14 protein-coding genes and 1 pseudogene are annotated in these 13,853 nt (G+C 66.1%); 1 reads left to right on the forward strand and 14 read right to left on the reverse strand.

The genetic code is table 11. From position 1 onward, the window contains the following. Positions 1-132: pseudogene (locus F604_RS12910) on the reverse strand (IS630-like element ISTth6 family transposase); the annotation flags it as partial. Positions 133-176: 44 nt separating this feature from the next. Between F604_RS12910 and F604_RS0108825 the strand changes: the two are divergent. Then, positions 177-797 carry a class I SAM-dependent methyltransferase gene (locus F604_RS0108825; RefSeq protein ID WP_038044681.1) on the forward strand — a complete coding sequence of 207 codons (621 nt, stop codon included), beginning with the start codon at positions 177-179 and terminating at the stop codon, positions 795-797. Between the two features lie 3 nt (positions 798-800). On the opposite strand, the gene F604_RS0108830 is transcribed toward F604_RS0108825, so the two are convergent. From F604_RS0108830 to F604_RS0108890, 13 genes are all read right to left on the reverse strand, one after another. After that, positions 801-1,556, reverse strand: coding sequence for a beta propeller repeat protein (locus tag F604_RS0108830; RefSeq protein WP_019551338.1), 756 nt, complete (start codon positions 1,554-1,556; stop codon positions 801-803). A 6-nt stretch (positions 1,557-1,562) separates the two neighbouring features. Continuing rightward, positions 1,563-2,078: a CueP family metal-binding protein gene (locus tag F604_RS0108835; RefSeq protein ID WP_019551339.1), complete on the reverse strand. Its 516-nt coding sequence runs from the start codon at positions 2,076-2,078 to the stop codon at positions 1,563-1,565. A 10-nt stretch (positions 2,079-2,088) separates the two neighbouring features. After that, positions 2,089-3,210: a sensor histidine kinase gene (locus F604_RS0108840; protein ID WP_014510817.1), complete on the reverse strand. Its 1,122-nt coding sequence runs from the start codon at positions 3,208-3,210 to the stop codon at positions 2,089-2,091. After that, positions 3,194-3,871 (reverse strand): response regulator transcription factor, encoded by a 678-nt coding sequence (locus tag F604_RS0108845; RefSeq protein ID WP_019551340.1) that lies wholly within the window; start codon positions 3,869-3,871, stop codon positions 3,194-3,196. Before F604_RS0108845 ends, F604_RS0108840 begins: the two co-directional genes overlap by 17 nt. Further along, on the reverse strand, positions 3,868-4,080 hold the full coding sequence (locus tag F604_RS0108850; RefSeq protein ID WP_019551341.1) for an SHOCT domain-containing protein: 213 nt from the start codon (positions 4,078-4,080) through the stop codon (positions 3,868-3,870). Before F604_RS0108850 ends, F604_RS0108845 begins: the two co-directional genes overlap by 4 nt. A 37-nt stretch (positions 4,081-4,117) precedes the next feature. Next, a complete protein-coding gene (locus F604_RS0108855) occupies positions 4,118-6,493 on the reverse strand; it encodes a heavy metal translocating P-type ATPase (protein WP_155984170.1) in 2,376 nt (791 codons plus the stop codon). Between the two features lie 86 nt (positions 6,494-6,579). Beyond that, the gene (locus tag F604_RS0108860; RefSeq protein ID WP_015716307.1) at positions 6,580-6,864 is read right to left on the reverse strand and encodes a metal-sensitive transcriptional regulator; all 285 of its coding nucleotides are present in this window, start codon (positions 6,862-6,864) and stop codon (positions 6,580-6,582) included. A gap of 9 nt (positions 6,865-6,873) precedes the next feature. Further along, positions 6,874-7,074, reverse strand: a complete 201-nt coding sequence (locus F604_RS0108865; RefSeq protein WP_008633461.1) for a CopZ family metallochaperone — start codon at positions 7,072-7,074, stop codon at positions 6,874-6,876. A gap of 117 nt (positions 7,075-7,191) precedes the next feature. Then, positions 7,192-7,494, reverse strand: coding sequence for a Rieske (2Fe-2S) protein (locus F604_RS0108870; RefSeq protein WP_019551342.1), 303 nt, complete (start codon positions 7,492-7,494; stop codon positions 7,192-7,194). Positions 7,495-7,497: 3 nt separating this feature from the next. Beyond that, on the reverse strand, positions 7,498-8,790 hold the full coding sequence (gene sufD, locus F604_RS0108875) for a Fe-S cluster assembly protein SufD (RefSeq protein WP_019551343.1): 1,293 nt from the start codon (positions 8,788-8,790) through the stop codon (positions 7,498-7,500). A gap of 42 nt (positions 8,791-8,832) precedes the next feature. After that, complete coding sequence (gene sufB / locus F604_RS0108880; protein ID WP_019551344.1) at positions 8,833-10,239, reverse strand: Fe-S cluster assembly protein SufB; 1,407 nt, start codon at positions 10,237-10,239, stop codon at positions 8,833-8,835. Then, positions 10,236-10,988: a Fe-S cluster assembly ATPase SufC gene (gene sufC, locus F604_RS0108885; protein WP_019551345.1), complete on the reverse strand. Its 753-nt coding sequence runs from the start codon at positions 10,986-10,988 to the stop codon at positions 10,236-10,238. The genes sufB and sufC overlap by 4 nt, the downstream gene beginning before the upstream one ends. Before the next feature lie 88 nt (positions 10,989-11,076). Then, positions 11,077-13,839 carry a hypothetical protein gene (locus F604_RS0108890; protein ID WP_019551346.1) on the reverse strand — a complete coding sequence of 921 codons (2,763 nt, stop codon included), beginning with the start codon at positions 13,837-13,839 and terminating at the stop codon, positions 11,077-11,079. Between the last annotated feature and the right edge of the window lie 14 nt (positions 13,840-13,853).

The raw sequence follows: 13,853 nt of genomic DNA on the forward strand, positions 1-13,853 counted from the left end.
CCAGCCCTCGGCGGCCAGGCGGACCATGGCGGCCCAGAGGCGGGTTTTCTTGTGGGTCTTCGGGTCCAGGGAGAGTTCCAGCAGGAGCCGGTCCTCCTCAGGGGTCAGCTGGATCTGAAGAGGGGCTGCCATGTTGACATGATAAGGGGTTGGCACTTAGCATGGGAGGCAAGGGCATGAAGAGGGGTCTAAGGGCCCGGTTTTTCGCGGCGCTTCTTCCCGCTCTTTCCCAGGGGCACGCCAGGGTAAGCGAGCCCTGGCGGAGGAAACTCCTGGGAGGCCTGGCGGGCACGGTGTTGGAGATCGGCCCGGGAACGGGGGTCAACCTGGCCTACCTGCCGGATGGGGTCTACTGGATTGGCCTCGAGCCCAATCCCTACTTCCACCCCCACCTCCGGCGGGCTCTAAGCCTCAGGGGGCTTTCCGGCGATGTTCTTTTAGGTCAGGCGGAGGCCATCCCCCTGCCGGAGGGAAGCGTGGAGGCCGTGGTGGCCACCTTGGTCCTGTGCTCGGTGGAGGATCCCAGGCGGGCGTTGGCGGAGATCCTTAGGGTGTTGAAGCCCGGGGGGCGTTTCGTCTTTTTGGAACATGTGGCCGCTCCCCGGGGTTCCGGCCTGCGCTGGGCCCAGGACCTCCTCTGCCCCCTATGGGCCTTCTTGGGGGATGGCTGCCACCCCAACCGGGAAACCCTGGCCCTTATCCGGGAGGCCGGGTTTGCCCGGGTGGAGGCAGCGTCCTTCGCTTTGCCCCTTCCCCTGGTGGCCCCCCATGTGGCCGGGGTGGCCTGGAAGGAATAGCCCTTAGCGCCCCCGCCAGAGGGTGCCCCTTCCGTCCACCCAGGCCAGCAGGCCCTCCTCCTGGGGGTGGGCGGCCAGGGCCAGGACCGTCCCCTGCCAGAGCCTGCGCCACCCTGCCTCCGTCTGCCGCCAGAGGCCGAGCTTTCCTCCCAGGTGCAGGGTGCCGGAGGGGGAGAGGGCCAAGGGTCCCGGGGCAGGGTCCGGGGTGGGGATGGGGCGGAAGCTCCTACCCCCGTCCTCGCTCAGGAAGAGCCCTCTTTCCATAAGGGAGGCCCAGATGCGGCCCTTTTGGTCCACCAGGAGAAAAGCCATCCCGGCCTTGGGCAGGCCCTGGGCAGGCAACTTCGTCCAGGTCTGCCCTCCATCCTGGCTCTGGAAGTAGCCGTAGGTGGCCTCGAGGGTGTAGTGGACCTCGGGCTTCTTGGGATTTACGGCATAGGCGTGGAGGTCCAAGGCGGGAAGGCCCTTGGGCTTTAGGTCGCGGAAGCGCTTGAGATCCTGGCTTTCCGCAAGAATCCAGTGCCCGGCAACCAGGAGGCGCCTGCCGTCCCAGGCCAGGTTCATGGCGTCCCAGTCCCGCCGCCGCACCAGGTCCTGGGAGGTGCTGTTATTCCAGAGAACAATGCCGTCGTGGTGGCCCAGGAGCAAGGCTCCCGAGGGGTGCCATAAAAGGGCGTGGACGTCCCGGGTAGGCACCGGGCCCAAGGAGGTTTGGGCCAGGGCAAGGCCCAGGGTGAGAAGGAGGGCGAGAGGGCGCATGGCGTTCTACCGCGAGGCAAGGCGGAAGCCGGTCAGGCAGGTGGGGCTTTGGCTGAAGGTGGCCACGGGCCCTGTGGCCACCAGATTTCCAAAGCGGATCTCCAGAGTGTAGCGGCGGTTCCGGGGCAACCAAAGCTCAAAGAAGCCGTCCTTTCCTGTCTTGACCTGGGTCTTGAGCACCTCCTTTTCCCCCTCCAGCACCCGCACCAGAAATACCTCCTCCTGTAGCTCCCCGGTGCAGCTGGAAAAGTAGTGGACCTGGCAGGGGTGGGTGCGGCTGACATAGGGGGCCACCGCCAGGAGGAAGCGGTCCTTGAGGGCCACCTGGGCCTTGCGGCCGTCCGGGAACTCAAAGAAGAAGGCCTCAGGGGTCACGTAGCTCACCACCCTTTGCCCTTCTTCCCGCCACCGCTTGGCCAGGGCCAGGGCCTCTTCGGGCTTCAGGCCTTTGAGGGCCTCGGGGGAGGGAGTCTGGGCCAGGCCTAAAGCCACGCCTAGGGCAAGCGCCAGAAGCTTCTTCATGGCTCTCACCCTAAGCCCTGCCTGTTAAGCCTGTGTAAAGGGGTAGGGTGAAGCGGAAAACGCTTCCCCGGCCCAGCTGGCTTTCCACCCAGATCCTTCCCCCCATGGCTTCTACCAGGCCCTTGGCGATGGTGAGGCCCACTCCGGTTCCCCCGTCCTGACGGCTGCGGGAGGGGTCTATGCGGTAGAAGCGCTCAAAGATGCGGGGAAGGTGTTCCTCGGGGATGCCGGGTCCTGTGTCCTCCACGCTGAAGACCACCGCCTGGCCCGCCGGTTCCGCCCTAAGCCTTACCCTTCCTCCCGCCGGGGTGTGGCGGAGGGCGTTGGCGAGCAGATTGGAGAGCACCTGAAGGGCCCGCTCCCCGTCGGCCCATACCCGAGGGAGAGGGCCAGGGGCCCACACCTCCAGGGCTACCTCCTTGGCTTGGAAGGCGGGGCGGAAACGCTCCCCCGCCTGTTCCAAAAGCGCGTGGGGGTCCAGGGGCTGGGGGTGGATCTCCACGGCTTTGGACTCCACCTGGGAAACCAGGGAGAGGTCCCGGACCAGCCGGCTCATGGCCCGCACTTCCTGCTGGATTCTCTCCGCTGCCCTCTCGGGTTCCATGACCCCGTCCGCCAGAGCCTCGGCGTAGGCTTGCAGGGCGGATAGGGGGGTCCTCAGTTCGTGGGCCACGGTACCGATGAGCTCCACCCGGCTTTGTTCCACCCTTTCCAGGGCCTCGGCCAGGCGGTTGAAGTGGAGGGCCAGCTCGCCCAGCTCGTCCTGCTCCAGAAGGGGAAGGCGCACCCGGTACTCCCCTTGGGCCATGCGCCGGCTTCCCTCGGAAAGAAGCCTTGCGGTGCGGGAGAAACGCAGGCTGGCGAAGGAGGCGGATAGGGCGGCCCCGGCCACGGAGAGGGGAAGGGCGGCGAGGAGGGCGGTAGTGAGGGTGGAACGCAGGCCCGCCTCGAGGTCCCGCCTCAAGGCCTCGCCCATCATGAGCCCCCCCATCATGGAGAGGGCGTGGTACATGCGTTCCACATGTTCCCGGTAGAAGGAGGGGGCCAGGGCCTCGGCCAGGAGGAAGAAGAGAAAAAGGGTCAGGAGGGCTACCAGAAGGTGGCTCAGGAAAAGCTTAGCGAAGAGGCGCATCGCCTTCCCGGAAGCGGTACCCCACCCCCCGTACCGTTTCGATGAACCGGGGGTTTTCCGGATCGTCCATGAGCTTTTTTCTCAAAGCAGCGATGTGCACGTCCACCACCCGGTCTATGCCCGGGAAATCCGGCCCCCATACCTTTTCCAAGAGCCTTTCCCGGGTGAAGACCATCCCCGGATGCTGGGCCAGGGTGAGGAGGAGGTCAAATTCCAGCTGGGAAAGGGGAAGGGGCTTGCCCTCCAGGTAGGCCTGCCGCTCCTTGGGAAGAAGGCGCAAGGGGCCATAGTTGAGCTCTTCCTTGAGGCCAGCCCGCCTGAGGAGGGCCTTGACCCGGGCCACCACCTCCTTGGGGCTGAAGGGCTTGACCACGTAGTCGTCGGCCCCGAGCTCCAGCCCCTTAACCCTTTCCTCCTCCTCCCCTCTTGCCGTCAGCATGAGGATGGGTAGCTCGGGCCTTTCCCGGCGCACCTCCTCCAGGACCTTGAAACCGTCCAGCTTGGGCAGCATGAGGTCCAGGATGATGAGATCGGCCCGGGGAAAAAGCTCCAGGGCCTTTTCCCCATCTTTTGCCTCCAGCACCTCAAACCCAGCCCCCCTCAGGTAGGCCCCCAGGACCTCGAGGAGGGCCGGGTCGTCGTCCGCCAAGAGGACCTTCATGCCAGGTCCCGCTTCATCCGCTCAAAGGTTTCCTTGTCGATCTCCCCCCTGGCGTAGCGCTCCCTTAGCACCTCTAAGGCCCGGTCCCGCCGCTCAGGGGCTAAGGTCCTGACGATCCAGTAGACCAAGAGGCCTAGGAGGGCGAACCAAAGGAGGCTTAAGAGGGGCCCCCACCAGCCCAGGTACCCACCGTGGTCGCACCACCACATACCTTTCACCTCCTAGTTCCAGCTTAGCCTCGGCGGATTAAGCTACGGTAAAGCTCCTTGGCTGGAACCCTTTTAGCCTCAAGGAGTTGCTGAGCACGAAGAGGCTGGAGAGGGTCATGGCACCGGCCGCCAGCATGGGGTTCAGAAGAAGCCCGGTGAAGGGGTAAAGAGCCCCGGCCGCCACCGGAATGAGGAGGATGTTGTAGGCGTAGGCCCAGAAGAAGTTGAGGTAGATGGTCCGAAGGGTACGCCGTGCCAGAAGGATGGCGTCCACCAAGCTTTCCAGGCTCGGAGAAAGCAGGATGACATCCCCTGCCTCCACGGCGATGTCCGTGCCCGTGGCCAGGGCAATGCCCGCATCGGCCTGGGCCAAGGCGGCGGCGTCGTTGATGCCGTCCCCCACAAAGATCACCTTCCGCCCCTGGGCCTGGAGGTGCCGTATGGCCTCCACCTTACCCTCAGGGCGCACCCCGGCCAGCACCTCCTCTATGCCCAAGGTCTCGGCCACCCGCCTGGCCGGGATGGGGTGGTCCCCGGTGAGGAGGACGGGTTTGAGGCCCAGGGCCTTTAAAGCGGCCACCACCCTTCGCGCCTCGGGCTTGGGGGGGTCAAAGACCCCGAAGGCGGCCAAAAGCCTCTCCCCATCCGCCAGGTAAAGGGGGGTGTAGCCCTTTTCGGATAGCTCCCAGGCCTCCTTGGGAAGCGCCACCCCAAGCCTCTCCATCAGGGCTGGGCCCCCCAGGTAAAGCTTCTTCCCCTCCACCACTCCCTCGATCCCCTCCCCGGGAAGAGCCCGCACCGCCTGGGCCTCGGGTATGGAAAGGTCCTTGGCAGCATCCAAAACCGCCTTGGCGATGGGGTGTTCGCTTCCCCGCTCCAAGGCGGCGGCGAGGCGCAAGGCCTCCTCAGGGCTTAGGGCAAACCCCAGGCGTTCCGTGAGGGTGGGCTTCCCTTGGGTCAGGGTCCCGGTCTTGTCCAGGACCACGGTATCCGCCCGGGCGAGGCCTTCGATGGCCTGGCCCTTGCGGAAGAGGAGGCCGAGCTGGGCCGCCCGCCCCGTGGCCACAGCGATGGCCGCTGGGGTGGCGAGGCCCATGGCGCAAGGGCAGGCGATGAGGAGCACGGAAAGGAGGGCCATGAAGGCGTAGGAGAGGCCGGGGCCATAGAGAATCCAAAGGGTAAAGGTGATAAGGGCGATGATGAGCACGATGGGCACGAAGACGCTGGCGATGCGGTCCGCCACCTCCTGCACCCGGGGCTTGTAGGCCTGGGCTTCCTCCACCAGACGGGCCATCTGGGCCAGGACCGTGGCCTCCCCCACCCGGCTGACCCGCACCAGGAGGGCTCCTTCCCCGTTCACCGTACCCCCCACCACCTCATCCCCGGGCTTTTTGGCCTTGGGGATGGGCTCCCCGGTGAGCATGGCCTCGTCCACGTGGCTAAAGCCCTCCACCACCACCCCATCTGCGGGGATGCGCTCCCCGGGAAGCACCCGCACCAGATCCCCGGGGATGAGGGCCTCGGCGGGGATTTCCCTTTCCTCCCCTTCCTGAACCACCCGGGCGGTCTTGGGCCTCAAGGCCAGGAGCTTGCGGATGGCCTCCGAGGCCTTCCCCTTGGCCTTTTCCTCCAGGTGCTTGCCCAAGAGGATCAGGGCCAGGATCACCGCTCCTGCTTCCAGATAAAGATGGCGGGCCTCCTCGGGGAACAGGGTGGGGAAGAGGAGGACCAAAAAGGAGTAAAGGTAGGCGCTTCCCGCCCCCAGGGCCACCAGGGTGCTCATGCCCAGGGAGCGGTGCCGGATCTCCGCCAGGGCCTGGCGGAAGAAGCGCCGGCCGGCGTAGAGGACGGGGAGGGCGGTGAGGACCTGGAAGAGAGGAGGAAGGTGGGGAAGGGGAAGAAGCATGGGCCCCATGGCTAGGAGAAGGGTGAGGAAGGCAAAGGGCAGGGCGATGAGGAGGTCCAAGGGATAAGCGGGGGCCCGTTTTTCCTCCTGGACCACCTCCAGGGGCTCGTACCCTGCATCCCGGATGGCCTGGCGCAGGCGGGGCAGGGTCACGGTGTCCGGGAGGTACTCCACGAAGGCCTTCTCCGTGGCCAGGTTCACGTGGGCGGAAAGCACCCCGGGTAGCTTCTTCAAGGCCCTTTCCACCCGGGCCACGCAGGCGGCGCAGGTCATGCCCTTTACGGGGATCTCCGCCCGGGCCACCACGGGTTCGTAACCTGCCTCCTCCACCTGCTTCAGGACCTCCTTGAGGTCTATGCCTTCCTGGAGGCGCAAAAAGGCTTCCTCGGTGGTGAGGTTAACCCGGGCTTCCTCCACGCCCGGGGCCCTCTTTAAGGCCCTTTCCACCCGCGCCACGCATGAGGCGCAGGTCATTCCCTTTACCCCTACTTTCACTTCCAATGCCATAGCTTCATACCCCCTAGCGGAAACCCCTTTGCTTTCCCCGGGCTGGTGTGCCCTTGGGCTTCTGCCCCGCCCTGGACCGGGTGGGATCAACGGTACTTGAGGGCCTCCATCAGTTCCTCCACGATTTCCTCCACGTCCCCCCGCTCGTGGGCGGTGGCCACGTGGTCCCGGAGGTGGGCCCTTAGGACCATCTCCCCCACCCGGTCCAGGGCACCCTCCACCGCCTTGAGTTGCTTCAGCACGTCCACGCAGTAGACGTGGGGATCCTCCAGCATGCGCAGGATGCCCTCGAGGTGGCCCTTGGCGGAGAGGAGGCGCCTTTTGGCCTCTTCCCGCACCTTGGGGTCCAGGTGGAGGGGGTGGCGGGGCACAGGGCCTCCTTAGCCCGCCAGGGCGGCCCGGTAGCCTTCCTCTTCCACGGCCCGGATCAAGGCCTCAGGGTCCGCCTTGCCCTCCACCAGGGCCTCGGCCCGTTCCAGGCTCACCTCGACCTTCTCCACCCCGGGTACCTTAAGAAGCGCCTTTTTCACCGACATCACGCAGTGGTTGCAGGTCATGCCTTCTACCTTGAGCTTCAGCATCCCTTACCTCCCCCCACCCCAGGTGGGGTGGGTACTCTCACCCTAGCGCTTCTTCCGCCCGCCGTCAAGGACAAAGGCCCCAAGTCCTCCTTGGGGCCTTGCGGACGGGATGGGCGTCTATAGGTCCAGAAGGATGGTATCCCCCTCCAGCTTGGCGGGGAAGACCTTGACGGGCCTGGGGGCGGGAAGGGTCTGCCGGCCTGTTTTCAGGTCGAAGCGGGCCCCGTGCCGGGGGCAGACGATCTGGCCGTCTTCCACATCCCCCTCGTGGAGGGGGCCGCCGTCGTGGGTGCAGATGTCCTCCAGGGCGAAGACCTCCTCCCCGGTGTAGAGGAGGAGGATGGGCTTCTTGTGCTCGGGCCGCTTCACCACCAGGCGGCCGTTTTGTAGCTCGCTCAGCCGGGCTACCGGGGTCCACATGGCTTAGATGCGCACCTTTTCCTCGATGACCGCCTCGAGGTGGGCCCTTAAGGCCTTTAGAGGAATGCGGTTAAGGACGTCCGCCAGGTGGGCCTTGACCAAAAGCTCCTGGGCCAGGCTACGGGAAAGCCCCCGGGACTGCAGGTAGAAGAGTTGCATCTCGTCCACGGGGGCGGTGGTGCTGCCGTGGGTGCAACGTACGTCGTTGGCCCCGATCTCCAGCTGGGGGATGGAGTCCACCCGGGCGGTGGGGGAGAGGATGAGGTTGCGGTTGGCCTGGTAGGCGTCGGTCTTCTGGGCCCCCCGTTCCAGCTTGATGAGGCCGGAAAAGACCGCCCGGGCCTCGTCCTTCACCGCTCCCTTGTAGAGGAGGTCGCTTCGGGTATGGTGCTCCACGTGGTGCTGCAGGGTGTAGTGGTCAAAGTGCTGGAGGCCGTGGCCGAAGTAAAGCCCCAGCATCTCGCTTTCCGCTCCCGGGCCCAATAGCTCCGAGGCCACCTCACTCCTGGCGTAGCGCCCGCCCAGGTTGACCACCAGGTCGTTTAAGGCGGCATCCCGCTCCAGCAGGGCCCTTTGCCGGTGGAAGTGCCAGACCCCGTCGCCCAGGGTTTGCACGTGGGCGTGGCGCAGCCGGGCTCCAGGCCTCAAGACCATCTCCGTGGCGGAGAGGTGCAGGGTGGGGGGGAGGTCCAAGGAGAGGTACTCCTCGATGTAGGCGGCCTTGGCGTTGTCCTCCAGGAAGATGAGGCTCCGGCCCGCCGAGGCCTTGCCCCCTTCCAGCACCTTGAAGACCCCCAGGGGCTTTTCCACCTCGAGCCCCGCGGGTACGTAGAGGAAGGCCCCGTGGGTGAAGAAGGCGGAGTTTTCCGCGGCGAACTTGTCCTCCACGTAGACCCCCCGGAAGAGGGTGGCCTCCACCTTACCGGGGTGGGTCTTCAAGGCCTCGGCCAGGCTGGTGAAGACCAGGCCCTTGGCGGAAAGCTCCTCCGGCACCTCGGCGTAAACCAGATCCGGGCCCACGAAGACCAGAAAGCCCGAAACATCGGTCTTCTCCAGGCGGCGCTTCACCAGCTCGGGAAGTTCATCCCGGGAGAGGCTAAGCCCCTTGGGGGTTTCCACCTCCTGCTCCAGGGGAGCCTCAGAGAGATCCGTGTAGCGCCAGGCCTCGTCCTTCTTGCTGGGATAGGAGAGGCGGGCGAAGGCCTCGAGGGCTTTTAGCCTTTTCTCCAGCAGCCAGCCCGGCTCCTTTAGGGCCCGGGAGATGGCTTCCACCTGCGTTTTGTCCAGTACCTGCATGAATCCTCCTAGCGCAAAGGTTAAGACCCTTGACGGAAGCCCTTAGCCTACGGAGCCCTCCATCTCCAGCTCGATGAGTCGGTTCAGCTCCACCGCGTACTCTAGCGGCAGTTCCTTGGCGATGGGCTCGATGAAGCCCCGCACGATGAGGGCTGCGGCCTCGTCCTCCTTGAGGCCCCGGCTTTGCAGGTAGAAGATCTGCTCGTCGTTGATCTTGGACACCGTGGCCTCGTGGCCCACGTGGGCGGAGTCCTCCTCAATCTCAATGTAGGGGTAGGTGTCCGTGCGGCTTTCCGGGTCAATGAGGAGGGCGTCGCACTCCACGTTGGCCTTGGCGTGCTTGGCCCCGTCCAGGACCTTCACCAACCCGCGGTAGCTGGCCCGACCCTCGCCCTTGGAGATGCTCTTGGAAACGATGGTGCCCGAGGTGTGGGGGGTTCCCAGGATGATCTTGGCCCCGGTGTCCTGGTGCTGGCCGGTCTTGGCAAAGGCGATGGAGAGGATCTCCGTGCGGGCCCCGGGTTCCAGGAGGTAGCTGGAAGGGTACTTCATGGTGACCTTGGAGCCTAGGTTGCCGTCCAGCCACTCATGGAAGGCATCCCCATAGACCAGGGCCCGTTGGGTCACCAGGTTGTACATGTTGGTGGACCAGTTCTGGATGGTGGTGTAGCGGCTCCTGGCCCCCCGCTTCACCACGATCTCGATGACCCCGGTGTGGAGGCTTTCCGTGGAGTACATGGGAGCGGTGCAGCCCTCGATGTAATGCACCTCGGCCCCCTCGTCCACGATGATCAGGGTGCGCTCAAACTGGCCGAACTCGGGGGTGTTGACCCGGAAGTAGGCCTGCAGGGGAAGCTCCACCTTCACCCCGGGGGGGATGTAGACGAAGGAGCCCCCGGACCAGGCGGCGGAGTTCAGGGCGGCGAACTTGTTGTCCTCCGGGGGGACCACCTTGGCGAAGTACTCCTTGAAGAGGTCCTCGTACTTCTTCATCCCCTCCTCGATGGCCACGAAGATGACCCCCTGCCGCTCCAGCTCCTCCCTGACCCGGTGGTAGACCATCTCCGAGTCGTACTGGGCCCCCACCCCGGCGAGCACCTTGCGCTCGGCCTCGGGGATGCCCAGGCGCTCGTAGGTCCGGCGGATCTCCTCCGGGATCTGCTCCCAGCTCTTGGCGTCCCTCACCTCTGCGGGCTTCACGTAGTAGACCAGGTTGTCCAGGTCCAGGCCCGAGAGGTCCGGGCCCCAGGTGGGCATGGGCTTCTTCTGGAAGATCTCCAAAGCCCGCAGGCGGAACTTCAGCATCCACTCGGGCTCCCCCTTGTGGTAGCTGATGGCCTCGATCACCCTCCGGGTGAGGCCCCGCTCGGCCACGAAGACCGGCTTGACCTCGTCCACGAAGTGGTACTTGTACTCTTCGCCCAGTGCCCTCAGATCGGCCTCGCTCATGCTTCCTCCTTCACCCTTTCCCGGAGCCACTCGTAACCCTTGGCCTCCAGCTCCAGGGCCAGCTCGGGGCCGCCCTCCGCCACGATGCGCCCGTCCATCATCACGTGAACCCGGTCAGGGACGATGTAGTTCAGTAGGCGCTGGTAGTGGGTGATGACCAGGGCGCCGAAGTTGGGCCCCCGCATGGCGTTCACCCCCCGGGCCACCACCTTGAGGGCGTCGATGTCCAGCCCGGAGTCGGTCTCGTCCAAGACGGCGTAGGCGGGTTCCAGGACCAGAAGCTGGAGGATTTCGTTCCGCTTCTTCTCCCCGCCGGAAAAGCCCTCGTTCAGGTGGCGGGAGAGGTAGCTCTCATCCCAGTCCAGGACCTCCAAGGCCTTCTTTACCTTGGTCCAGAACTCCGCCACCCCCACCTCCCGGCCCAGCTTGGCCTGCAGGGCCAGGCGCAGGAAGTTGGCGATGGTGACCCCCGGCACCTCCACGGGGTACTGGAAGGCCAGGAAGAGGCCCTTCCTCGCCCGCTCGTCCGGGGATAGATCCAGGATGCTTTCCCCGTCCAGGAGGATATCCCCCCGTTCCACCGTGTACTCGGGGTCCCCGGCCAGGATCTTGCCCAGGGTGCTCTTCCCGGCCCCGTTGGGGCCCATGAGGGCGTGCACCTGGCCCTTGGGGACCACCAGGTTCACGCCCTTTAGGATGGTTTCGCCGTCAATGGAAGCCCAGAGGTCGCGGATTTCTAGCTGGTTCATCGCTTTGCCTCCTGATGCCGGGTCGGGTTCTTACTGCGACCCATTCGCAGTAAGAGTATAACCTCTCCACCCCCTAAAGTATAGTGATTTAGTCGGGATTTGCCAGGTGGAAGCCCAGGGCCTCGGGAAGGGCCAGGGGGGTGGGGGGAAGGCGCCTTTGCAGCTCGGGGCAGAAGCGGCCCAAAGCCCGGCCCAGCTGGAAGCGGAAGGGTTCGGGGAGAGGGCTTCTCCTCACCTCCGAAAGTTTTTGCCAGGCGGCCTCCTTCTCCCCCAGGCCCAAGAGGGCCAGCACCTCCACCGCCCGGGCCTGGGCTAAAAGGCCAGGGTCCTCCAGGGGAGGGAGGGCCACCACCTGGGCCAGGGCCTCCCCCAGGTTGCCCTCGCGGACCAGGGTTTCGGCGTAGCTCAGGCGGGCCTGGGCCCTGAGGTAGGGGTTTTCCACATCCAAAAGGGGCTTTAGGAGGGCCTTTCCCTCGGCGGGGGAAAGGAGGAGGGCCAGGAGGCTTGCGGTGTCCAGCCGCAAGGCGGTGTAGCGATCCGTGGCTTCCCAGGGGATTTGCTCCAGGAGGTCCTCGAGGAGGCGCTGGGCCGTGGGGGCGTAAAGCCCTCCCAGGAAGGGGGCTCGGTAGGGCTGCCCCGCCTCCAAAAGGAGGTAGGTGGCCCCCAGGCGGAAGAGGGTGCGCAGATGGCGGTAGCGGGCTTCCTTGGGCCTCTCCTCCGTGGAGCGGAAGTAGGCCTCGGCGGGGACCAGAAGGTTGAGGGCGGCAAAGGGGCGGCCGCGGGCCGCCTCGAGGATCCCGGCCTCGCTTTCCACCCGGGCCCGGGTGAAGGGGTCCTCCGCTTCGGCCAGGGCCTTCTCAATGGCCCTTCCTGCCTCCTCGTACAGGCCCAGGCGCCGGAGGAGGGTGGCGTAGCGGGCCCGCACCCGGGCCACCTCGTCCTTGGGGGCTCCTGCTTCCTCCAGGGCCTTCAGACCCTCCTCCATGCGGGGCTTGGCCTCCAGGCTTCCTAAGCGCATGAGGAGGTCCCCCATCTGGTAGCGGGCCCTTCCCAGGAGGAGGGGGTCGTGGCCCACCCGGGAGAGGGCCTCCAGGGCCTCCGGGTAGCGGCCGAGGTCCTTGGCCACCAGGCCCCGCCACAGGTACACCCGGTCCTGCAGGAAGGGGGCCACGGGAAGCCCCTGCGCCTCCTCCACAAAGTGGGCTGCCTTCTCGTAATCCCCCTTCCAGCGCTCCACCGCCGCCATGACCAAAAGCCCCTCCGCCTGGGCGGTGTCGTCCAGGAGTTTGAGGTCCTCCTTGGGGGGCAGAAGCTCCTCCGCTTCCTTGTAAAGGGCGGCGTCCGCCTTGGCCTCCGCCGCCTTGATGCGGGCCCAGGTGCGCAAGGAGGGGTTTTGGGCCTCCGAGAGGACCCTGAGGGCTTCCTCCGCCTCGGGATGGGCGTACTGGCCCAAGACGGCCCGGTAGCGCACCACCACCGCGGCCAGGGCCTCGAGGTCCTCCCGGGGCCAGGCCTGGGCTTCCTGCCAGAGTCCTGGAAGGAGGGCCAGCCGGGCGGGATCCTCCTGGAGAAGGTCCAGAAGTATCCGGGTTTCCCCCGCCTTGTAGGCGTGATGGAGCTTGCGGAAGAGGTTTTCCTTGGGGAAGTAGGCGAGGGCCAGGCGGTGGAGTTCCCTGGGGGCTTCCTGGGGAAGGAGGCTTCTTAGGGCGGGGCGCACCAAGCCTTCCCCCACCCAGTCCAGAAGGGCCCTTTCCGCCTGGGAAAGGCGTTCCAGAGGCTTGCCCAGGGCTCCTTCTAAAAGCTCCGCGGGAAACGTGGGATCGGCCTCGGGGCTGAAGGCGGAGAGGGCCAGGAGCAGGGGCTTCAGGGCCGGGTCGTCCTGAAGGGGGGTCCTGGGATCGTGCTTGGCGGCCTCCAGGAGGACCAGGCGGGAAAGCTCCCCGAAGTTGCGCCCCGCTTGGTTCACCAGGGCCTCCAACCTTTCCGGGGGCAGGTGGGGCAGGCGCTCCCTAACGAAGCGCCGGGCCTCCTCGCGGCTAGGGGGGGAGAGGGGCTGGAAGGGGAGAGTGGGGGGTGGTTCGCTGAGGGCGGCCAGGTAGGGGATGGTGAGGGATTTCAGGAAGGGTTCCAGCCAGGCGGAAAGCCCCTTCTGGCCTCCGTCGGGTCCCCTTAAGGGAAGGCCCTCCAGGGTTCCCTCGGCCTCGGCCCTAAGGAGGAGGGGGCGGCCTGTCCGGTTGAAGCCCCGGGCCAGGAGGGAAAGGATCTCCTGCTGCAAGGCTCCCTGGAGGATATAGGGCTGGGTGGGGGAGAGCTGGGCGAGGAGGGAGCGTACCTCCTCGGAAAGCCCCAGGGCCTCCGCCAGGGGAACCAGGGACTGGGCCAGCTCTCCCCCCAGGTTCAGGAGGTGGGGCTCCTTTTCGGGTAGCGCGGAAAGGGCCCGGCTTAAGGCGGAAAGGAGCACCCCCTTACCCGTGGCCGGTCCCCCCACCACCACCATCTGGGGCCTCCCCCCGGCTTCCAGCTCCTTCAGAAAGCGGCGAAAGATGCGGCGCTTGTCCCGGCCAAGGGTCTTGCGGGCGCTTTCCAGGAAAAGCTCCGCCGGGGGAGGGGGGGGTGGGAGGCCCGCCTCCTGGTACAGGTCGGCGATGACCCTGTAAAGCCTCTCCTTCTCCTCGGGGCTCCCCAGGTCCTTGTAGAGGATGTTGCGCACCGTGCCGGCCTTGCCCCCCCGTTCGGCCATGAGGGCCTCGAGCCACCTTAGGGAGCCCCGCTTGCCCCGATGATCCCGGCCCTTAAGGTGGGGACGGAGGTTTTCCAGGTAGCGTAGCCAGGGTGTATTGGCCTCTGGCATGGTGATTACACTAT

The sequence above is a fragment of the Thermus scotoductus DSM 8553 genome (assembly GCF_000381045.1).
GTDB lineage: Bacteria > Deinococcota > Deinococci > Deinococcales > Thermaceae > Thermus > Thermus scotoductus.

What these genes read in the sequence shown, in the direction of transcription:
- F604_RS0108825 (WP_038044681.1), top strand. Translation starts at nt 177, where the DNA reads ATGAAGAGGGGTCTAAGGGCCCGGTTTTTCGCGGCGCTTCTTCCCGCT.
- F604_RS0108830 (WP_019551338.1), bottom strand. Translation starts at nt 1,556, where the DNA reads ATGCGCCCTCTCGCCCTCCTTCTCACCCTGGGCCTTGCCCTGGCCCAA.
- F604_RS0108835 (WP_019551339.1), bottom strand. Translation starts at nt 2,078, where the DNA reads ATGAAGAAGCTTCTGGCGCTTGCCCTAGGCGTGGCTTTAGGCCTGGCC.
- F604_RS0108840 (WP_014510817.1), bottom strand. Translation starts at nt 3,210, where the DNA reads ATGCGCCTCTTCGCTAAGCTTTTCCTGAGCCACCTTCTGGTAGCCCTC.
- F604_RS0108845 (WP_019551340.1), bottom strand. Translation starts at nt 3,871, where the DNA reads ATGAAGGTCCTCTTGGCGGACGACGACCCGGCCCTCCTCGAGGTCCTG.
- F604_RS0108850 (WP_019551341.1), bottom strand. Translation starts at nt 4,080, where the DNA reads ATGTGGTGGTGCGACCACGGTGGGTACCTGGGCTGGTGGGGGCCCCTC.
- F604_RS0108855 (WP_155984170.1), bottom strand. Translation starts at nt 6,493, where the DNA reads ATGGCATTGGAAGTGAAAGTAGGGGTAAAGGGAATGACCTGCGCCTCA.
- F604_RS0108865 (WP_008633461.1), bottom strand. Translation starts at nt 7,074, where the DNA reads ATGCTGAAGCTCAAGGTAGAAGGCATGACCTGCAACCACTGCGTGATG.
- F604_RS0108870 (WP_019551342.1), bottom strand. Translation starts at nt 7,494, where the DNA reads ATGTGGACCCCGGTAGCCCGGCTGAGCGAGCTACAAAACGGCCGCCTG.
- sufD (WP_019551343.1), bottom strand. Translation starts at nt 8,790, where the DNA reads ATGCAGGTACTGGACAAAACGCAGGTGGAAGCCATCTCCCGGGCCCTA.
- sufB (WP_019551344.1), bottom strand. Translation starts at nt 10,239, where the DNA reads ATGAGCGAGGCCGATCTGAGGGCACTGGGCGAAGAGTACAAGTACCAC.
- sufC (WP_019551345.1), bottom strand. Translation starts at nt 10,988, where the DNA reads ATGAACCAGCTAGAAATCCGCGACCTCTGGGCTTCCATTGACGGCGAA.
- F604_RS0108890 (WP_019551346.1), bottom strand. Translation starts at nt 13,839, where the DNA reads ATGCCAGAGGCCAATACACCCTGGCTACGCTACCTGGAAAACCTCCGT.